This window comes from Peribacillus sp. NPDC096448 (assembly GCF_044762675.1).
In the GTDB taxonomy this organism is placed as follows: domain Bacteria; phylum Bacillota; class Bacilli; order Bacillales; family DSM-1321; genus Peribacillus; species Peribacillus frigoritolerans_B.
Genome location: NZ_JBIWEU010000005.1, coordinates 51,625 through 73,819, shown reverse-complemented (window position 1 = coordinate 73,819; position 22,195 = coordinate 51,625). Strand labels below are relative to the sequence as shown.

Below are 22,195 nucleotides of genomic sequence, written 5' to 3'. Positions count from 1 at the left end.
CTATGAATAGGATGATCAGTGAAACGGAAGATAGGCTATTAAACTTGATTTCAATTGTTATCGAACCTTTTAAAATATCACTATTAGAGGACATGAATGAATCATTAAGCACAAATGAAAAAAAAGATGAGTTTTTGTCTTCGATAAAACAGGAGTTTGGTATTCAATTAACGCCGGAAATCATTTCAAGTCAATGGAATATAGAAAAACTGGCAAGTTTCCTGAACATGCTCCTCGAAATGAGGGAAGTCGAGGTAAATAAGCCTTATAAACGCGGGAAAAGTGAAGGAATGCTTTCTCATAATCAAGATCGAATGTATCTGTTTGACAGCCTGAATGAAAGGAAAATGCTCTATAATATGCCATTTAAATTCATTTTAAATGGCGTAGTGGATACTGATGACCTGCAACAGGCATTAGATTTCATGATTGACCGCCATGAAACTTTGCGAACTAATTTCAAGGGTGAAGAACATCAAATCCTTCAATTCTTATCAAAAAAAAGCAGAAACATAATTGCCTATGAAGACTGTCGGGATTTAGATCCCGAAGTCAGTAATATAATGGTCACCTCCCATCTTACTGAAGAGATGGAAAGATGCTTCGACCTGGAAAATGATCATTTATTTAATATGAAACTATTTCGGGTTGACGAAGAAATGCATTATTTAGTATGCAATTTTCACCATATCATTTTTGATGGAGTATCGTTTGTCACCTTTTTCGAAGAGTTATTGGAGATTTATGAAAGAATTCAAACAGGCAGGGTTGGGGATATTCCCCCTCTGGACATGCAATATTTAGATTATGCTGTCTGGCATAAGGAGTGGGTCAAGGAAAGTACGCCAAGCCAAAGGAGGTTTTGGGAAAGTTATTTAGATCAAGAGGAAGAAGCATTAGAACTTCCATTTGACTTTCAACGTCCAAAATCACCTTCTTACTCAGGGGAAAGACTGGAAATGGACATAACGGATGAACTTCGTGTATTGATAGACAGGGTTTTAAAGGAGAATGGTACAACTTTATATGCTTTTATGATGACAGCCTATCAAGTGTTTTTAAGTCAGTATACCGGGAAGAATCAAATCATTGTCGGGAGTACCGTGGCAAACCGTGGCCAAGAAGAATTTGCCCGGACAGTTGGATGCTTTGTCAATACGCTGCCATTGAAGTTAACCGTGGATGCCACGGAATCATTTCATGAAATATTGAACCGGAATCGTAAAGTGATTTTGGATGTATTGGAACATCAGGCTTTTCCATTTGAAAAAATTGTGGAAATCATTAATCCAGACAGGGATCTCAGCCATTCCCCATTGTTCCAAACAGCTTTGGCAATGGAAGAAAGCTTTGATGGGAACTTTAGCAATTCATTCTTCACTCTTGAACAAGACAAATTCGAAATTCCTTATTCAAATTATGACCTGACCATAAAGGTGAAGGGGTCTCATGATCTAATCCTGGAATTCGAGTATTCCGATGAACTTTTCAGACGGGAAACAATTGAAAGACTCATGTTGAGTTTCGAAAAATGGTTATTCCAAATTTGCAGAAATGCAGATATGCCTATCTGTCATTTGCAGTATTTAGATGACAATCAAATGAATCAATTGTTAATTGGGTGGCAAGGTGAGGTTTCGGATGCACATCAAAATGAGACGATCACCACCATATTCAAAAGAATCGTTAAGAAGCATTCAAACAAATTAGCCGTTGCTGATAATGGTCAGACCATTACTTATTCGGAATTAGATCAAAGATCGAATGTGATTGCGAAATTGGTTAGAAATAAAATAGAAAATGGTTCTAATAAGGTAGGCCTGCATGTAAACAGATCGATTGATATGGTAATCGGCATGTTGGGAATCATTAAAGCCGGATGTGCTTACGTTCCGCTTGATCCTATGCTGCCAGCTGAAAGATTGGAATATATCATCAATGATTCGAAAATGGATATATGCATTACGAATCAAGTTGAGGTTCCTGCCATTAAAAAAATAGATAAAGTGATTGATCTTGAATCCGTACATTACGTGGATACCGGGTGCTGTAACGAATCCATTGCACCTTCCGATCTGGCTTACATAATCTATACTTCGGGAACGACAGGAAAACCCAAAGGTGTCATGTTATCTCATAGAGGAGTAGTGAATTTAATAATAAGTCAAAACAAATACTTACAACTTGATGAGACCTCAAAGGCATTACAATTTGCCACGTTTAATTTTGACGCTTCTATATATGAGATTTTTGGGAGCTTATTAAATGGTGCAGAGCTGCATATCGGGAATAATAAGGAGGAAATGTTTGATTTATTCGCATTGGAAAATCAAATCAAAAGTGAAAAGTTAACACATCTAGTATTGCCGCCTGCAGTATTACAAGAGCTCAATATAGAGGGATCCCATGTGAAATTCGTTGGTTCAGCCGGATCTGAATGTCCAATAGCTTTGCTGGATCGCTATCAAAATATAAATTTTTATAATGCCTATGGTCCAACGGAATATTCAGTATGGACCACGTTTGAAATGTTTAAAGCGTATGAAAACAATGAGACTACTAATAATAAAGTATCGATAGGCAAACCAATCCTGAATACCGACGTCTATTTATTAAGTCCTGAGCAAAGACTCGTCCCGATAGGTGCGGCAGGGGAAATATATATTGGTGGTGAAGGGTTAGCCGTTGGATATGTGAATAATGATGATTTAACAAAAGAAAAGTTCATTGAACATCCTTTTAAAGCTGGAAAGCGTTTGTATCGCAGCGGTGACCTTGCAAAATTCACGAGCGATGGTGAGTTGATTTTTCTGGGGCGTAAAGATAATCAAGTGAAAATAAGAGGTTTCCGTGTGGAAGTTGATGAGATTTCGGTCAATCTCAATGCTTATCCGCAAGTAAGTGACTCATTCATTAAGGTTCAGGATCAGCCAAACTTAAATAAACAAATAATCGCTTATTTCACATCCAAACAACAAGTTGATTACGATCACTTAAAAGCATTTTTAAAAGAGAGATTACCAAGTTACATGATTCCTTCATTCTTTATGCAAGTGGACAAATTTCCGTTAAATGCAAATGGGAAAATTGATTCAGCGCTTCTTCCGGTGCCAGTAACTAGAAGCAATACATTGGAAGAACCTGAGACGTTCAATGAGAAAGTGCTTCTTCAAATTTTTAAAAGTGTCTTAGGGTTAGATGATATCAGTATCCGAGATAACTTTTTTGAACTTGGCGGCGATTCCATTCAGAGCATTCAAATATGTTCACTAGCAAGGCAGGAAGGTATAATCATTAGTCCAAAATCAATTTTTGAAAATCAAACGGTAGCAGAGCTGGCAGCGATCGCGAAAACCAAAAATAAGGTCATGATCCAACCTATAGCCACTAGGGGGAATGTGGAACTGACCCCCATCCAAGAATGGTTCTTTGCAGAACACACGACTTCCATCAATCATTGGAACCAGTCTATTGTTTTTAGTAAAGATGCCCGTGTCCAAATGGAGGACATGGAAAAAATTCTATCTCAAATCGTGGAACATCATGATGGATTGTTAACCCTATTTAAAAAACAAGACAATAAATATATCGGGAATATAGACTCCGAACACAAAACATGGGAGTTAGTCTATAAGGATATACATCATTTAGATGAAGAAACGCGGATGAAAATGAGAGATGAATGGGAAAGCAAGGCTCAAGGTTCATTGGACATAAGTAATGGACCGATCATGAAAATGCTTGTTTTAAAAGAACAATCGAACAAATATCGCTTCTTTTGGGTAATCCATCATTTATTGATTGATGCAGTTTCCTGGAGGATTTTACTTGAAGATTTCAATACTCTCCATGATCAAGCATTAAACAATCAAACAGGGAAGCTGGCTTATAAAACTTCATCATTCAAAGACTGGTCAAACTTCTTGAGGAAATACAATGAATCGTTGATGGACCCTGAAACACTCCGTTATTGGGAACAAAAAACAAAAAGTGAAATAACGGATTTTAAAATAGCGGAAGACTTTATAGCTAAAGAAGAAAGTACGATGGAGAAATCATTCGGTGAAGAAGAAACTGAATTATTGATCCAGGAATTAACAAGGCAATCTAAAGCGACTGTAGAAGAAGTATTGTTGTCATTAATCGCAAAGGGTTTGAAACAATCTTTGGATGTGAAGAACTTTTGGATGGAAGTAGAAGGGCATGGCAGGGAAATGGTGGACGAAACAATCGATGTTACTAGGACCGTTGGCTGGTTTACTGCGATGTATCCAATATTGCTGCATTCAGATGAGACGTTTGACGACACTTTAAGAAACACGAAGAATGCCATAAGGGAAATCCCCAATAAGGGTCTTGATTATGGCGTCATCAAGTATTTACGACCTGGGGTCATTCAGGAGCCGGATATCCACGTGACTTTCAATTACTTAGGAAGATTGGATTCTCAATTTGAATCATCCAATAGCAGGGATTTTGGTGAGTTTGAAAATAAACCAAAACTGCATTTCCTGTCATTTATTCAGGACGGAAAACTAATCATAAAAATCATTTCAAAATTAGCCGCAGAAAAGATGAACTTAATAATAGAAGCTATTGATAAAGTCGTCATGGAAATCAAGGGAACTGAATTTGACCAAGGTTCTTTAATAGAAAGTGATTTTCCGGATGCGATACTCACTGAGGAAGATTTGTTTCATATATTGAATTCTAATAAATAAGGTGATTACTGGTTTAATAGAATGATTGTAGTCAGCGGGTATGGATGACACGAAGATAATGGAATCGGGAGGCGCAAAATTGGAGAAATCTATTCAGAATATCTACTCATTAACTCCGCTTCAAGAAGGAATCCTTTATGAACTGGAAATGAACAATACAGCTGAGAACCTTTACATTTCTCAAATGCGAATCAGGATAACAGGCGCTCTTGAAGTGAATGCATTGTTCGAGGCGTGGAGTCAGGTTGTAGAACGTCATGAAGCATTAAGAATGAAGGTCATCTCTAAAAATATTGAAAATAATGTTCAGGTTGTATTCAATACAATGGATTATCAACCGGAAATGATCGATATGACAGAGTTGAGTGATCATGATCAATTAAAGGAAATTCAGAGAGTGACTTCCGAATCCCAGGAGATGGATGTGAATAACTCCAATTTGATGAAACTCCAGTTAGTGAAAATTGAAGAAAATCAGTTTATCTTGATTTGGACTCATCACCATATAATTTTGGATGGCTGGAGCACCAGCATAGTCATCGATGAACTCTTTGTTATTTACAACCGAATTGTGGGAAAAGACTCCAAAGGACTTATTGAAAAGCCAAAGCAATATGGAGATTTTATCCGGTATATGAATAAAACAGATGAGGAAGATTTAAATCGTTTTTGGAAAGAGCTTGCAAAGGATATTGAGCAGCCGACGATCACTTTTCCCGTCATGAAACATGTGAAGGAAAACCAACAGGAAAATGATCTCTTTTGGGAGCTGGATAAAACACAAAGTAAGCTTTTAAGAGAATTTGCCGCTAGAAACCATGTAACGCTTAATGTATTACTGCAGTTAATTTGGTCAATCCTCCTAAAGGAAATGTCCAATCAAAATCGAATAGTCTTTGGAATCGTCAGCTCTGGCAGGTCGAATAACTTATTCAAATCGGAAGAAATTGTTGGGATGCTCATTAATACCATTCCTATGATAGCTGAAATAAGCGATACAGACAGCGTTACCGATTTACTGAAACGATTCCAGGAAACATTAAACAATATGCTGGACTACTCCCAAATTTCTTTAGTGGATATCAAAAGGCATACGAAATTAAAGAAGGACGATCCGATTTTCCAAACTTTATTTGTTTATGAAAATTATCCGGAGGCGAAAGATGAAGGCATTAGCATTAACTGGGAGGTCGAAGGCGGAAAAGAGTCACATAGCTTTCCGTTATCGTTACAAGCCCAGGATAATAAAGAAACGGTTAAATGCAAATTGTATTTTAATACCTGCTTCTTACAGCGTTCGCTAGTAAATGATATCCAATCAGCCTTCATGCAGATTGCCCATCAAATTACTAAAGTTCAGCAAATTGATGAAATATCTGTGGATATTGATTTTTCAAAACTTAAAAATAATGTGAGTAAAGACGATCAAGCAACGGATTGCCATTCGATCACATCCACACCAGTTAATCAAGGACTTAAAGAAATATGGCAAGAGTTTTTCTTGAACAGCGATATTAATGAGGATTCTGATTTCTTTCAATTGGGCGGGCATTCGATAACAGCCATGAAAATGGTGTCTAAAATAAATAAAAGACTTGATGCGAATATGAAATTAGCTGATTTGTTTGAAAATCCTACATTGAAAATGCTAAATCATAAGATCTTTCAGGAAATGAGTACACCTCCGAGAAATGAAACGCAGGTAGTTTCATCTTTCGTGGAAAAGACATTTTTGGAAGTCTTATCAACAAGTCAAATCGATAAAGATGCCGATTTTTTTGAAATGGGCGGACACTCGATTTTAGCCATGAAGTTATTGACAAAATTAAACAAAGAATATAATCAAATTCTAACTTTGAAAAATATTTTTCAAAATTCTACAATCGATTCGTTGACGGCCTTCATCATTAATGAAATTTCAGATCATGACATTGAGCACATAGAAGTGCAACAAAAAGATCATGTTTTATCCAGTAACCAAGAGGCTTTATGGTTCAACGAAAAACTCAATGGTAAGACAGCCAATTATAATATCCCTCAAAAATATAAAATTACTGGAACAGTGGATACTTTGATGCTGGAAAAAGCTATCAATCATGTCATTGATAGACATGAGATTTTGAGGACGACCGTCCGTGAAAAAGCTGGTAAAGGCTATCAGGAAATCAGGGAAGATGTATACATTAAAATAAATGAAATCGATCTCTCTGCGTTAAAGCCTGAACAGCAAACGACTCGTATGCTGCAAATTGAAGACGATGTCCAATCGGAAATCTTTGAAATTGAAAAAGGTCCTCTCATGACAGTGAAACTTGTTAAATTGAGTGAAAAAGATTTTGTTTTATTTGTGAATCTCCACCATTTCGTTTTTGACGGATGGTCAGTGAGTATATTTTTAGATGAATGGTTATCTTTTTATGACAGTGAAGTGAATGAAAAGGAACTTATCCTTGGAAATGACTTTAAACAATATAAGGATTTTGCATTAGAGCAGAAAAACTGGTTGGAAAATAACATTAAAGAAGAATCACTATTTTGGGAAACAAACTTATCTGGGGAATTACCTAAATTGGAGCTTCCTTTAGATACGATGCGTTCAAAAGAAAATCGCAACGATGGCAGTAGTTTTATAGTGGAACTAACAAGGGAAGAGCTCCAGGGTTTAAAGCGGATGTCCCTGGAAAAAAACTCGACATTATTCATGACACTGCTAACGATGTACCAGTCTTTTCTAGCAAAATATACAGGTCAAAATGATATCATCGTTGGAAGTCCTTTGGCGAATAGAATGATTGAAGGGACAGAAAAATCGATAGGTTATTTTGTCAATACACTTCCCTTTAGATTAAAGCTGGGACATGAGGAAACATTTGAAGAGATTCTTCAAAGAAATACAGACCATATCATCGACATCTATGATCATCAGCAAATGACATTGGAGAAAATCGTTGAAGTCATTAACCCTGAAAGAAATTTAGCAAGCACTTCTTTATTTCAAACCGTCTTCATTTTACAAAATAATGCCAAAGCTGCATTGGAAAGTGAATACATAAAGATAACGCCTGAAGTAATAAAATCAAAGGCAGCAAAATTCGATTTGAGTTTAGCTGCTGAAGAATATGAAGATAAGCTATTATTCGCCTTTGAGTATAATTCAGGGATCTTCAATGAACAAACCATTCAATCGTTAGCTGAGAATTTCCTGGAGTGGATCAAGAAAATTACTTATCAGCCTGCACAATCCATTGACAAGGTATCTGTCGTGTGTAAGAAGCAGGAGAAAGTATTATTGGAAGAATGGCAGGGGGAAACCATTCGCTTTGAGGGGATCAATGACACAATCCCAGAAGCCTTCCATAAAATTGTTGAGCGATTTCCCGATAAGATAGCCATTGTTGATGGTCCTAGAACCATTACATATCGCGAATTGAATGATAAGAGCAATCGACTTTCACACTATTTACTAAGCAAAGGGATTTCTAAAGAAGAAAGAATAGGAATTTATGTGAATCGATCAATTGATATGGTGACAGGGATGTTGGCAGTAATTAAAGCAGGTGCTGCGTATGTCCCATTGGATCCTCATTATCCTAATGAACGATTAAGCTACATGGTTGAAGATTCGTCCATTTCCTATTGCTTGAGTCACAAAGAACTCGGAAAGAATGGTTTGATTGACTCATCCAAAATAATATATTTTGAAGATATTGAAAAAGAATCGGATTTGTTAATGAAAGAGAATCTTCACATTGCGGATCAGCGAGACTTAGCATATGTCATTTATACCTCTGGAACGACAGGCAGGCCCAAAGGAGTCATGTTGGAACATAGAGGAATCATTAACTTAGTTTATAACCAAAATAAAATGATGTGTTTAGATACATCAGCTAAAGTGCTGCAATTCGCTACGTTTAATTTTGATTCATCCGTCATAGAGATTTTCAGCACACTATTGTTCGGTGGCGAGCTGCATATAAGCGTAGATAAAGAAAATCAATTTGACATGAGTAAACTTGTTGAACAAATTAAGCACGAAGGAATTTCTCATATCATTTTACCGCCTGCTGTGTTGAAGGAACTGCCAATCAATGAATTGAGCACTATTAAAGTGTTGGGATCCGCAGGTTCTGAATGTCCAGTTGAGCTCGTTTCAAAGTTTAAGCATATATCGTTTTTCAATGGCTACGGGCCTACTGAATATTCGGTGTGTACAAGTTTTAAAATGTTTCCCCCGAATGAGGATGTTACAGATGAATTCGTTGTTTCAATTGGGAAGCCTCTGACTAACACGGTTGCACTTGTGCTGGATGAAAACCGGAAACTAGTTCCGGCAGGAACGGTTGGTGAACTTTATGTCGGAGGAATGGGGTTAGCAAGGGGATATCTGAATAATGAGAGTCTGACAAATGAAAGATTCATATCCAATCCATTCACCCCTAACGAAAAAGTGTACAGAACTGGGGATTTAGTAAAGCATAACAAATCTGGGGAATTAGTTTATATAGGCAGAGCGGACGATCAAGTGAAAATAAGGGGATACCGTGTGGAACTATCTGAGGTTAATGTTTCATTACGAAAAATAGCAGAAATCAAAGATAGTTATGTAACGGTAATGGAAGATGGATTTGAGAATAAAAGGCTAATTGCTTATTATACGGTGAATGATGAGGTTTCGGTGGATTCAATCAGAAGAAGACTGAAAGATACACTGCCTGCGTTCATGATTCCTGCTCATTTTATGCAACTGGATAAATTCCCTTTGACGCCGAATGGAAAAGTTGACCGGAAATCCCTGCCGAAATGGATTGAACAGTTGGATGAGAGGAAAGAAAAAGTGCTGGATGTGCAAGAATTGTCCAAAACTGAAACAGAGCTTCTGAAAATATGGAGAAATGTTTTAAACGATCCAACTATAGGGCCGGAAGATAACTTTTTTGAATGTGGCGGTGATTCAATCATCAGTATACAAATATGCTCTGCTGCAAAAGAAAAAGATTTATTTATAACGCCTAAAGATTTATTTGAATACCAAACGGTACGTGAGCTAGGGAATATTGTAAATGAGCTTGAGCAAAAACAAGTGGTTCAAGAAAAAATATCAGGTTATGTACCGTTGACGCCTATTCAATCTTGGTTTTTTAATGAAAATCATGAGAATATCCATCATTGGAATCAGTCAGTCGTTTTGATGAAGGATAATGCGTTGGCGACTGAACAATATAAAAAAATCATCATGAAATTAATTGATCAGCACGACATATTAAGGACGTTATTTGTAAAACATGGTGATTCATATATTGGAAATATTTCAAATGCTGATACGGCATGCGGTTTTTATGAGTATCATGTTTCAAGTTTTACAGATGAAAATAGTCTGAAAGTAATTAAGGAGCTAGAAGAAAGCGCCCAACAAAGTTTAAACATACACAATGGCCCCATGATGAAGTTCCTTCTATTCAGGGATCAAAGGGAGGTAAGGATTTTTTGGGTGATTCATCACCTTGTGGTTGATGGTGTTTCATGGAGGATACTTCTTGATCATTTCGAAAGATGCTATCAACAGATAAAGAATGAACAAGAACCTTCACTGCCTTTAAAAACGACTTCTTATAAACAATGGTCCGAGAAACTGAACGAATACCGGAACACTGACCTACCGGACGATGCCGTTCAATATTGGGAAAAGGAAATGAATATTCCGGTTTCTCCGCTGACGGAAAGCTTGGGAGAAACATGTGATTTTGAAAACATGTACAAAATACAAATGGATGAGGACCAAACACAAAACCTTATTAAAAACACTTTAAGAAAACATAAAACGACGATTGATGAAGTCTTATTATCCGTTATCGCCCATGCGTTTTCCAATATAATGGGAATCGATGAGTTTTGGCTCGATTTAGAAGGACATGGCAGAGAGGATATTGAAGATGATATTGATCTATCAAGGACGGTAGGGTGGTTCACCTCCATTTATCCAGTTAGGATTAAAGGAATGGCGGCTTTGGGCTCAACCTTGAGAAATACAAAAAACATATTAAGAAGTGTGCCAAATAAAGGGTTCGACTTTGGGATCCTAAAGTATATTTCCACCCGGAATCATAACTATCCAGATAGCCTTGTGAGTTACAACTATCTTGGACAGTTCAATAACACTGGTGATATGGAACAAACCAATAGCAGCAATATCGATTTAAACTATAAATTTCCATATAAACTCAACTTTGTCGCCAGCATCGTAAACAATAGACTCATGCTGAATATTATTGGCGATAGCAACAATGAAAACTACCAAATGATATGTAAAGAAGTTGAAGTACACTTAAACAAAATTTTAAGTGGAAGTGCAGATTTGAATGAAGCTATTGTCGAAACGGATTTTGAAGCTGAGAAAATAGTCGATGGAAGTACGATCACCCATTTCATTAATAAGTTTAATAACATTGAAGAGATTTACCCAGTGACATCACTTCAAGAAGGGATGTTATTCCATAGTGAAGTAACTCAAAGTCCTGAATATATTTCACAGCTATCGATTGATTTAATAGGTGATCTGGACTTTGTTAAATTGGAAGAAGCTTGGAATGAAACCTGTAGAAAATACGACGTTCTTAGATCTGTTTTCAGGCGCAATCAAATGGGTGACCGTTATCAAATCATACTAAATGACATTTATTATGTGTTTAATCATGTGGATCTAACGATGTTTAGTGAAGACGAGAGAGCATCCAAGATAGAAAATCTTATAGAGCATAGCAAAAATAGACAAACGGATTTAGAGAATGGTCCGCTCATGAACATCACCTTGATCAAGCTATCGGATCATCGCTATAAATTCATATGGACACATCATCATGCTTTAATTGATGGCTGGAGCCTGCAAATCGTCATTAATCATTTTTTGGATAATTATCGAAGTCCATCCAATATGGCAAAAGACAGTGATGAACACAAGATTGCTTATAAACAAGTCATGTATCATGTCCGGAATATTAATAAACAGGATGAAGCAGCTTTTTGGAATGAAGAATTGAAGGATTTTGAACAAGTAAAAGCACTAGTAGGTAAGAAAACGGATAAGGAAGCTGTTACATCGGATAAAGTTATTGAATATAGTTTACCTGAAGAGCTTACCGAAAGATTAATAGAATTATCCAAGCGGCATAGAAAGACGATCAATACAGTCGTTCAAGGAGTCTGGGGCATCGTCCTGTCCTGCCTCAGTGAAAGCGACTCAGTATGCTATGGGGTGACAAGCTCAGGAAGGAACCTCAGCATTCCGCATATTGAATCAGCTGTAGGCTTATTGATCAATACTCTGCCATTCTCGTTAAAAATCGATTGGGATGATGATTTACAATCCTACCTTACTGCTATTCAAAACAAACAATTACAAATGAGAGAGTATGAGTTCAGTTCACTTACGGATATAAAGCGATACGCCAAAATTCCATGGGATAAAGAATTGTTCCAACATATATTTGTATTCGAAAATTATCCGAGCACAGAACTGGCAGAGGATTCGCGAATCATGATCGAAAATTCAGTTGGAAGCGAATCGACCAATTTTGATCTTACGTTCTCTGCGGCTGTAGTGCAATCCAAGCTGCATTATAAAATCATTTATAAAGACAGTAAATTTGCCGAAAATGAAATTTTAAGTTTTATGGATTCCATGCAAGAAATATTCTTAAAACTAATAGAAGATGAAACGCTTCTATATATTGGTGAATTAATAAATCACTTGAAAGTTGGGTCCCGATGATAAGTAAATCGATGACGACGAATAAATTGATATCAATAACTGAAGCTTTTAAAAAAATCGTGGAAGATAATCAATCAAATGCGGCACTTTGTGAAAATGAACGTCAAATTACTTATAAAGAATTAGACATTCTTTCAGATAATCTTGCCAAAAGGATCATTGATTTGGGGATTCAAGAAGAAACAATGATCGGTATTCCAAGCAAAAGGTCCATTGAACTGATCATAGGGATGCTTGCCATAATTAAGTCAGGCTGTTGCTATGTTCCAATTGACGAAAAGTACCCATTAAAAAGATTGGAATATATGCTTGCAGATACGGATATGAAGTTCTTCTTATCGTTTAAAGGTCAAGAAGGGAAGCTCAGTGAATTGGATATCGAACCAATTCCATTTGAGATGAATGAACTAAGCAGGGACGGGCATATTCCCGTGAACCGTTCTTCGGAGAATGGTCTCGCATATGTCATCTATACATCAGGAACGACCGGGGAGCCAAAAGGTGTAATGATAGAGAATAAGAGTGTAGTCAATTTAGTACTGAACTCTGAAATTCTTGAAATAAACGAAAATAATAGAGTGGCTCAATTTTCCAACCCATGCTTCGACGCCGCAACTTTTGAGATATGGGGAGCTTTATTGAATGGAGCAACTTTATTCTTGATGCCGAATGAGTTCACTTCTTTTGATGATTGGAAAGAAGCGATATCCATTGGAAAGGTGGATGTAGCTTTTTTTACGACAGGTCTTTTCAATGCAATGGTAGATGAGGATCCATTAATTTTTGAAGGATTAAAGAAAATTGTGGTTGGCGGAGATAAAATCTCGGTTTCCCATGTGAGGAGATTGAAGCAAACAATCGGTCATTTTTCCTTGATTAATGGGTATGGGCCAACTGAATGCACGACTTTTGCCATTTGTCATGAGGTCGAAGACAAAGATGCAGATGTTATTCCCATTGGAAAGCCATTGAGCAATGTAGAAATCAGGATTCTATCTGAAGAACAAGTCGAGGTAGCAGATGGGGAAATAGGCGAAATCTACATTGGCGGTCAAGGGGTCATGAGAGGCTATTTAAATCAGCCGCAATTAACCGGACAAGCGTTGATCATAGATGATTTGAATCAGACCAAGTGGTATAAAACAGGTGATCATGGCATCCGGTTACATAATGGTGAGACCCTGTACAAAGGCCGAAAAGATAGTCAAGTGAAAATTCGCGGTTTTAGAATTGAACTGAATGAAATTCAAGACAAGCTTGATAAATACATGAAGGTTGAAAGTTCAGTAGTTGCTGTTAAAAACATCAATGATGAAAAATATGTTATCGCTTATTACAAACATAAAGATGAAAAAGCCGAAAACGCTGAAAAGGATATTAAAGATTATCTGAACAATGAATTGCCGAATTATATGATTCCCCACTTTTTTGTCAGAGTGGATGATTTCCCGCTTAATGCCAACGGTAAAGTGGATAAAGAGAAATTATTGGAAATGGATATCATGTCAAATAAAACTTCCTTAGCCAATCAAGAAACTGGAAAGAAAAAAGAAGTATTGGAGATTTGGAGAGATGTATTAGGAAATCAAAGTCTAGGATTGGACGACAACTTCTTTGAAAATGGAGGCCATTCCATTTTAGCTACAAAACTGGTCTATGTAATGAAGGAAACTGTACTTCCTGAAGCCACTTTACAAATCTTATTGGAAAATAATACAGTGAATAAATTTGTTGAGGCACTTGAAGTCGATTATTCTTGCAGCATGGAAGCTGTGATGGAGAAGGATTCCATGCTCGATCAAGAGTTGATGGGGAAAATAAGGGAAATATCCGCTAAACCAGTTCAAATTGAAAAAAATATGATGATTACAGGTGGAACAGGTTTTTTAGGAGCACATCTATTAAACAAATTGTTACTGGAATTGGAAGATGTCAAAATCTATTGTTTGGTTAGGTTTCCTTCAAGAAATAGGCTGAAAGATACATTAATGAAATATGGTCTTTGGCAGGATGAATTCGTAAGTCGAATCGTTGTAATTGAAGGGGATCTTAGTAAACATCAATTCGGTCTGGATGATATGACATATGAGAAATTAAGCAATGATGTTTCTCATGTGTATCATGCCGGTGCAGAAACGAATTTCTTCGAGCCGTATACCAAATCAAAAATATCGAATGTGGATGGTGTAGTGGAAGTCATTAAGTTTGCTTCATCATACAATCGGAAAAACATTTATTATGCATCAACGCTTTCTGTCTTGACCGGAGAAAGGAAATGGGACGAGGAAGACGAATTGGTTTACTCCCCCGATTTAATGATCGGGTACAGTCAGTCCAAATGGGTTGCCGAGAAACTGCTACTTCAAGCAAGGGAACTTGGACTTACAATCGATATTTTCCGATTAGGCAGGATTTCATCTAATTCAAACGGGGTTTGGAATGAGAAGGATATGTTGTACAAGGTTTTCGAATCATTTATTGAACAAAGGATATTGCCATTTAAAGAGGAAATTCATTTTGAATTGATGCCAGTCGATTTTGTAAGTGAGTTTATTTACAAAATATCAAGATTAAAAGAGAATCAGAAGCTCGGGATCTATCATATGTTCAATGATCAGAGAGTTTCAAGTGAATTCGTGACCTCCTTCTTCGAAAAAAATGAAATACCTTACTCCAATATGGATTTGGAAGAATGGTTACAATCTTTAAAAGAAAAGACACAATCTAACGAGATTCATTCATTAAGTGCTTTGTCCCAGTTAATAGATGAATCAACCAAATTAAAAGAGTCGGAAATCCTGCAATCAAAAACCAAGAAGGACATGGAAAGGCTATCAATGAAAATGCCGGAAATTGATTCAAGGTATGTTGAAAACTTTATGAAGTACATGTTGAAATAATTGATCGTAAGAGAAGGGGGATGAAAGGACTGAAAAAAACACTTTTTTGTTTCCCTTATGCTGGGGGAAGTGCATCTTTTTATAGAGAATGGAAATTTGACGATGATGTGATAGAGGTAGTCCCGCTGGAATACCCTGGACATGGCAGTAAATATGGTGAACCATTATGTGATCATATGACGGATTTGACGGATATATTATTGAAAGAAATGGAAACGAAACATCGAATGAATTCACTGGAAAGCATCTCTTTGTTTGGACATAGCATGGGTGCGATCGTAGCCTATGAAATTGCGGCAAAATTAGAAGAGAGAGATGGTAATAAAGTTGAACATTTATTCATATCAAGTAAGTCGTCTCCAAATTATAAAGTAGATCAAATCGATTGCTCTAATACAAAACATTTAAAACAATCGCTTGAAAAAATCGGGGGCACAAACAAGGAACTCCTGGAAACGGAAGATTTCATGAATATATTCCTTCCGATAATCCAGTCGGACTTGAATGTATTAGCAAACTACCACCATGAGAAAAAACGCGAGAAAAAGGTGGGAAACAAAGCCGTTTTGCTATTGGGATCGAATGATACCGTGACGAAGGAAAGTATCGAAAGCTGGAATGAATATATTGAACATATTGAAGGATTGCATATATTAAAGGGTGATCATTTCTATATAAAGCAAAACCAGGATATCGTTTTAAAAATCATTCAAGAGTATGTACTCAATCGTCGTTGTGAAGTTCTCATTTAAGATAGCGGCCGGTTTTGCACCAAAATTTGCTCCGCCAATTAGTTTCAGAAGTCAAAATTTAATGTAAGTTTGGCATAATCCGCTTGGATAAGCATGAAACCCAATCTTCATCTAAAAAAAGGACTGATTTATTCAGTCCTTTCAAACAGTAGATAAACTCAATGAAAATCGAGTTTATCTACTGTTTTTTATTGGTTTTTAGATTTTGGATGTAGATTGGAAGTAGGTCCGCCCTTGGCTAGCCAGTTATTCGGCATGAGTATCGCTAATTTATTCAATCAATGAGAGTTCATCATTATAAAAAAGTAAAAAACATGAAGGGTAACCAATTCTATTTCACGGTTCGGGGTGAGACTAATCGAACCTCCTTTAAATATGGAAACGGAAATTGAGATGCCGTTCCGTGTGCTTTAAAGTCCACACAAATCGGCGCAAATCGATTAAATGAGGAACATTGCGACTATCGTAGTCACTGCTAAACCAATGGTTACCGGAAGCAGATTCCGGCGGGCAAGTTCAAAGGGACTGACGTTACATATGGCAGCGGCTGGTATCAGTGCCCATGGAATCAGGGTACCTCCGCCAACGAAAGACATTTTATCATTTTGCTGAAACAATGATAATCTCACGTGCTTTACCAGTTCCTATTTTATATTCATCTTTGGTATCAATAATTAACTGTGAAAACAAGGTAGTCATCATTTGTTTTCTTTCGTGATCAGTAGCGTATTCCCATAGTGAATGAATGTTTTCAGAAATATAAAGAATTTCATCAATTTTTACAGACTCAGTTTGTTTATACATCTTTAGTTCAGATAAAATTCTTTTTTCAATTTCTCGAAGGGAATCAGTTTTATGAATTAATTCATCTATATCAATTACATCTGCTTCAAACATTGCTTTTTGTTTTTTTAAAAGCTTTTGATTATTCTTTAGTTCTATTTCTAACTGACTAATCTTTGCTTCTGGGACATCTGTTATTTTGGTACTGCCCTTGATGTTATCAAATAGATGATCAAGATTGTCTAAAACTGTTTTTACTAAATTTTCTTCTTTAATAATATGGCTGGTGCACTTTTTCCCTGCCTTTTTCCCAGAACATCTATATGTCTTACCATTAGGGCTTTTATGACCAGACATTGAGTGACCACATCGGCCGCATTTAAGGATAGAGGAAAAATAATAATTGCTTGTTTCACGTTTCCCGCCATAAGTTCTTCTTTTATCTAATGTATCTTGTAATGCCCAAAAATCATCTCTGGATATTATACGTTCATGAATACCTTCGTAAAGAGTTTGTTCTCTAGGAGGCTTCTTATATTGTTTAAGGCTTTCATTGAAAGTGAGGTATCCTGCATAGATTGGATTATTTGCGATATCTCTAACGGTATCAACATGCCAATCGCTTCCTTTCCTTGTACTATACCCACGTTCACTAAGAACTTTTGCAATTGTATAAAATCCCGAACTTTTGCTTAGTTCAAAAATAGTTTTAACTATCATTTCCTCATCTTTATTTATTACAAGTTCCTTATTAATAACCTTATAGCCATAAGGTGTTATGCCGCCTTTCCACTTACCTAATTTCGTTTTCTTTTCCATTCCCAACCTAACCCGTTCGGCTAGGTTTTCTCTTTCCCATTGAGCTATAGCAGCTACAAGAGTAATAAATAATCTTCCCATAGCGTTTGTTGTATCATAAACTTCTGTTGCGCTTTTAAACATGCAATTGTGTTCATCTAATACTTTTAGTATTTCATAAAGGTCAAGTACTGATCTTGTTAGGCGGTCTAATCGATATACAAGTAAAACATCTATTCCGCCTTTTTTTATTTCATTCATCATTAAAGTGAATTTAGGACGATTCAAATCCTTTGCAGAATGGCCGTCATCAATGTGGATATCGACGATTTCCCACCCTTGTGAAACACAGTAAGCCTCTAATTTTTCAATTTGGGAAGCTATTGAAAATCCATGCTTAGCTTGTTCATCTGTGGAAACCCTTACGTAGATAACACATTTCATTAGAAATTACCCTCCACTTTTATCTAACTTTGTTTTGAATCTTATTTCTAAAAATATTTAAAGGATTTAGATGTATCACTATATCCTCGTGAAAAATGTAATTCCCATGTTTCTCTATGTATCGATCTAATGCCTCTTGAAGAAACTCTTCGGTTACCTCCAAAAAATCTGCTACTTCATAACGATTTGTGCAGCCATTATGATATGCATCAATAAAACATGTTAACAGTTTAATAAAAAGCTTGTTGTGGATGGGAAATGGGGAGCTAAGACTAAGGCTGCCATTGTTACTGTTCAAAAGGGTGCAAAAGGTAACCTTACATGGATCCTACAGGTTGCACTTTATTTGGAAGGGTTTAACCCTGGTTCACTTGATTCTATCTTCGGAAAAGGTACAGAATCAGCAATATCTAAATTCCAAAAAGCTAAAAGGATAACTGTAGATAAGATAGCTGGTAAAGCTACTTTTACTAAATTGTTTGCAGCATAATCAATAGCCCTTACTCGTTTTGAGTAGGGGCTATTTTTTTGTTGAAGCTCTGTTAAAGGTGTTGTTGGATTTCTTTGAACTAAAGGGGCAGTTTAGATGAACAAGGAAAGCTGGTCTAATGTTACACACAAGATACAGTGCGAAAATGCCTAACAATTCATCCAGGGAGAAACTTAATACCGGAACAAGATCGGAACGCTAGTAAAAGCTATATTTCTATTTAGTTAAAACTAGATGGACAAACATTCAAGCAATATTAAAAAACAAAAATATATTAATAGAAAGGAGGTGAATTTCATGTCATCTAATTTTAATTTTTGCTGTCCTCGCTGCTTCAATAGGATCTGTTGTTGTCCTCCTGTTCATCAAGGTCCTCCAGGTCGTCCAGGTCTCCAAGGAGTTCCTGGAATTCCAGGGCCCCGAGGACTACGAGGACCTCAAGGACCTCCAGGCCCTCCAGGCGCCCAAGGAATTCCAGGCCCTCCAGGCGCCCAAGGATTTCCAGGCCCCCAAGGAGTTCCAGGCGCCCAAGGAATTCCAGGCCCCCAAGGAGTTCCAGGGCCAGGTGGTGCTTTAGCCTATGGATCACTTTATAGCGTGTCTGGTGACTTTATAGGTGTGACCCCTGTCATTGGTCTAGGGCAGAAGATTATTTTCGACAGCAGCGGCCCCTTATTGGAAACAGCTCCTGTTGGAGTAGCTCCCTATACCGATCTTCAAGTTTTGACTGGTGGTGTATATGAAATCAGTATGGACATCCCAACTGACTTCACTGTTAATACCGATCCCCCTGCAAATAGTATTGCATTAGTGGGTTTTAGCCTGTTCGTCAATGATTCAACTCAAGTGGACGGAAGCTATTTCGAATCACTTTCTAGTATTTCAAGTCTTGTAGAAATTAGATTGAGATCATCAAACACAATTGGAAAAACCATACAGGTACGATTAGCTGAAAATGATCGACTAAGTGTCAGGGTTGTATTTTCAGTTGGAGATGTCGCATATAGGTTTCCTACGTTAGTTGCAACAAAAATCGCGAATTAACTTCAGGTGAATACAGAAGAAAAGCTACCCCAATAAGGGTACGGAAATGACTCGATGAGGAGAATTTGAGACCTTGGTATTACTGAGTTTCTCAGTTGCTTAGGCTTTTTTTATTTTTATAAAACGAAAGGGAAATGGCTGGCTGACCACATTTGAAACTATTTCATAAATTACTTTTTACAATTTTTTGGCCTAACCTTCTTAACTAACTCCGTAATATCAATATCCTCGTTATAAATCACCTGATTTATCTGAAAGTCCTTACTGGCAGCAAACTTGATTTTTATCTGCTGGACCCATTCGTAAGCCGTAATGGCTGCTGTCCAGTCAGGGTCCTTTTTAAATTCAGAATTCACAACAGGGAAACTTCCACTTTGCATGAAGTTAGCTCCTTTGGAATGTAAGTAAACCTTGATATTTATGTTCAACTTTCAACACCTCAATGACACATTAATCGAAATTATTTCATTCCTTTTCGAAAATATAATCCAGGTTATTTGCGCCAACCATTGCTTTACCCTTATTATAAGGGATTTTTACTTCGGCAAGTAAATATCCAAAAGGTTTATCACTAGTGTCGTAACCATTTACATTGGATTGACTTAACGTTGGAAAATAATAAAAGCTGACCTAACATGCAGGTCAGCTTTTTGCACTTGGATCGATACTTTGCGGGGTGTAAGCACAAGCTGAGTTTTATCATCTTAAATAACATCCTTATTTATTGCCTGGTAATTGCCACTACGGATGGTCTCGGAATATCACCAAAAGGCCACCGGCTGGTCGGATTATTAACATCCTTACTCTCTTCCCCTGGATGTTGAACAGACATAAAAAGTGTTTCACCATCTGGAGCCAGCCATGTTCCGGTTAATTCCGCCTGTACTGGCGCGGAGGCAAATTGCATAGCCTTTCCCCGACTCGGTCCCTCCGTTGGAATCATGTATAAGCCGTTGTTTCCGAATGGTTTGTAAGCTCCTTGATTAGTTTTATCAGAAGAGATATCTGTACAGACCCATAAATTCCCTGATTGGTCAAACATCAAGTTATCTGGACAGGCAAAACCGCTTTGCGGCCCTCCGGATATAAAGATTTCATAAACAAAAGAGGTACTCTCATGGTTATTGTCTTCCTCGACAAGGCGATATATCTGTCCGTAATAGTTTCCGTGCTTTGTATTATTTGTGAACGCAATAAACACAGAGCCGTCCCGCGGATGAATTTCAACATCCTCTGGACGATCAAGTGGAGTTCCGCCCACGAGCTTTGCTGCGTCACGAGTGTTGACAAGCACTTCCCCCTGTGTTTTGTATTTCTCTCTTAATTTAGGTGTTTTATCAAGATTAAGGGGAATCCACTTATTTGCGCCCATATCTGCGACATATAAAGTTCCTTTTTCCAAGAGACGGCTATTCTGTTTCCCTAGCTCAGGTCTATAAACATCATCACTTATAAATTTATATACACACTGGTCATTGGCATCATCACCACTGTAAACGACAACTCGCCCGGATTTCCCAAGAGTCATTACTGCATTCTCGTGCGAGAACCGGCCGAGCATGGAATGTTTTTTGGGGGTCGATTTAGGATCAGAAGGATCGATTTCAACCACCCACCCGTAATGAGTAGGATTCAAAGCTGGAACTCCCGGAGTTTCGGACCAGTCCTCCACAATTCCCTCATAATTCTCCTCTCCAGAAAAAGCTGTATTCCATAGTGTTTTTCCACCCGAACAGTTGGCAAATGTACCTGTAACCTTTGTAACCCCGCCAACTGCTGCATCCCCTTTTGCTGGACCGGTTAAATTGATTGGTGTATTGGCCGTAATTCTTCTATTGAATTGGGAGCCTTTTACAACTGTCCATTTCCCTTCTGATCCTTTTCGGATGTGAATGACCGATCCGCCAAGGTTGTATTTTTCCACAGCAATTTGCTGCGCTGTCCTTTTGGGGCCGCCTGGCTCTTCCTTATATCCCGTGACAAATATACTCATATCCCCTATATACTCATGATTGACCCAAAGGAGGCCCTCATTTGGGCTGCTTCCGAAATAGCAGGTGAAATCATTATTAAATCCAAAGTTTTCACCATTGCCTAAATCCTGTCCCCAGGTTGCCACAATATCGTACTTATACCCTCTAGGAAGAATCAACTGATCCTGAGTCGAAGGTCTGATTGGTCTAAACTGTGAAAACCGTGTCCCATATGGCTGCCTGTATCCTTGTTCCTGGGGCACGTATGGAACCTGCACGTTCCTGTCCCCGGCAGGATACGGATAGTAGGGATAATAGTAATTTGTCAAAACAAAACACCTCTTTCCTTAAGATACTTAGACATTAGTCCCTCTAATGTATATGTGTAATGGAAAGGGAATATGAGGACATGCTTTCTTTTAGACTAATACTTTTATTTTTACAATAGTTTTACATTACATCAGTTTACAGAATGAATTTTATTGAACTACCTTCTATATTCATTATCCTATTTCAACTATCCTG

General features: G+C 37.4%; 10 protein-coding genes. 6 read left to right on the top strand and 4 right to left on the bottom strand.

The features are described from left to right. The first annotated feature begins 2 nt into the window (after nucleotides 1-2). The 4 genes from ACIQ0C_RS10610 to ACIQ0C_RS10595 all read left to right on the top strand — a co-directional run bounded on the left by ACIQ0C_RS10610 (nucleotide 3) and on the right by ACIQ0C_RS10595 (nucleotide 16,138). Nucleotides 3-4,721, top strand: a complete 4,719-nt coding sequence (locus ACIQ0C_RS10610) for an amino acid adenylation domain-containing protein (protein ID WP_403059596.1) — start codon at nucleotides 3-5, stop codon at nucleotides 4,719-4,721. A gap of 79 nt (nucleotides 4,722-4,800) precedes the next feature. Further along, nucleotides 4,801-12,486: an amino acid adenylation domain-containing protein gene (locus ACIQ0C_RS10605; protein ID WP_403059593.1), complete on the top strand. Its 7,686-nt coding sequence runs from the start codon at nucleotides 4,801-4,803 to the stop codon at nucleotides 12,484-12,486. Further along, complete coding sequence (locus tag ACIQ0C_RS10600) at nucleotides 12,483-15,386, top strand: amino acid adenylation domain-containing protein (protein WP_403059590.1); 2,904 nt, start codon at nucleotides 12,483-12,485, stop codon at nucleotides 15,384-15,386. The genes ACIQ0C_RS10605 and ACIQ0C_RS10600 overlap by 4 nt, the downstream gene beginning before the upstream one ends. A 20-nt stretch (nucleotides 15,387-15,406) precedes the next feature. Further along, a complete protein-coding gene (locus ACIQ0C_RS10595; RefSeq protein ID WP_403059587.1) occupies nucleotides 15,407-16,138 on the top strand; it encodes a thioesterase II family protein in 732 nt (243 codons plus the stop codon). A gap of 440 nt (nucleotides 16,139-16,578) precedes the next feature. Here ACIQ0C_RS10595 and ACIQ0C_RS10590 read toward each other — a convergent pair whose 3' ends face one another. Together ACIQ0C_RS10590 and ACIQ0C_RS10585 are read right to left on the bottom strand one after the other, a co-directional pair. Continuing rightward, nucleotides 16,579-16,755, bottom strand: coding sequence for a hypothetical protein (locus ACIQ0C_RS10590; protein WP_202316052.1), 177 nt, complete (start codon nucleotides 16,753-16,755; stop codon nucleotides 16,579-16,581). After that, a complete protein-coding gene (locus ACIQ0C_RS10585) occupies nucleotides 16,739-18,163 on the bottom strand; it encodes a recombinase family protein (protein ID WP_403059584.1) in 1,425 nt (474 codons plus the stop codon). The genes ACIQ0C_RS10590 and ACIQ0C_RS10585 overlap by 17 nt, the downstream gene beginning before the upstream one ends. 247 nt (nucleotides 18,164-18,410) lie before the next feature. On the opposite strand from ACIQ0C_RS10585, the gene ACIQ0C_RS10580 reads away from it, so the two are divergent. Next, nucleotides 18,411-18,653: a peptidoglycan-binding domain-containing protein gene (locus ACIQ0C_RS10580; protein WP_403059581.1), complete on the top strand. Its 243-nt coding sequence runs from the start codon at nucleotides 18,411-18,413 to the stop codon at nucleotides 18,651-18,653. 297 nt (nucleotides 18,654-18,950) lie between these two features. Next, nucleotides 18,951-19,697, top strand: a complete 747-nt coding sequence (locus tag ACIQ0C_RS10575) for a collagen-like triple helix repeat-containing protein (protein WP_403059578.1) — start codon at nucleotides 18,951-18,953, stop codon at nucleotides 19,695-19,697. A 170-nt stretch (nucleotides 19,698-19,867) separates the two neighbouring features. Here the strand turns inward: ACIQ0C_RS10575 and ACIQ0C_RS10570 are convergent, their stop codons facing one another. Then, a complete protein-coding gene (locus tag ACIQ0C_RS10570; protein ID WP_403059575.1) occupies nucleotides 19,868-20,077 on the bottom strand; it encodes a hypothetical protein in 210 nt (69 codons plus the stop codon). Nucleotides 20,078-20,418: 341 nt separating this feature from the next. Further along, complete coding sequence (locus ACIQ0C_RS10565) at nucleotides 20,419-21,999, bottom strand: PhoX family protein (RefSeq protein WP_403059572.1); 1,581 nt, start codon at nucleotides 21,997-21,999, stop codon at nucleotides 20,419-20,421. Nucleotides 22,000-22,195: the final 196 nt, after the last annotated feature.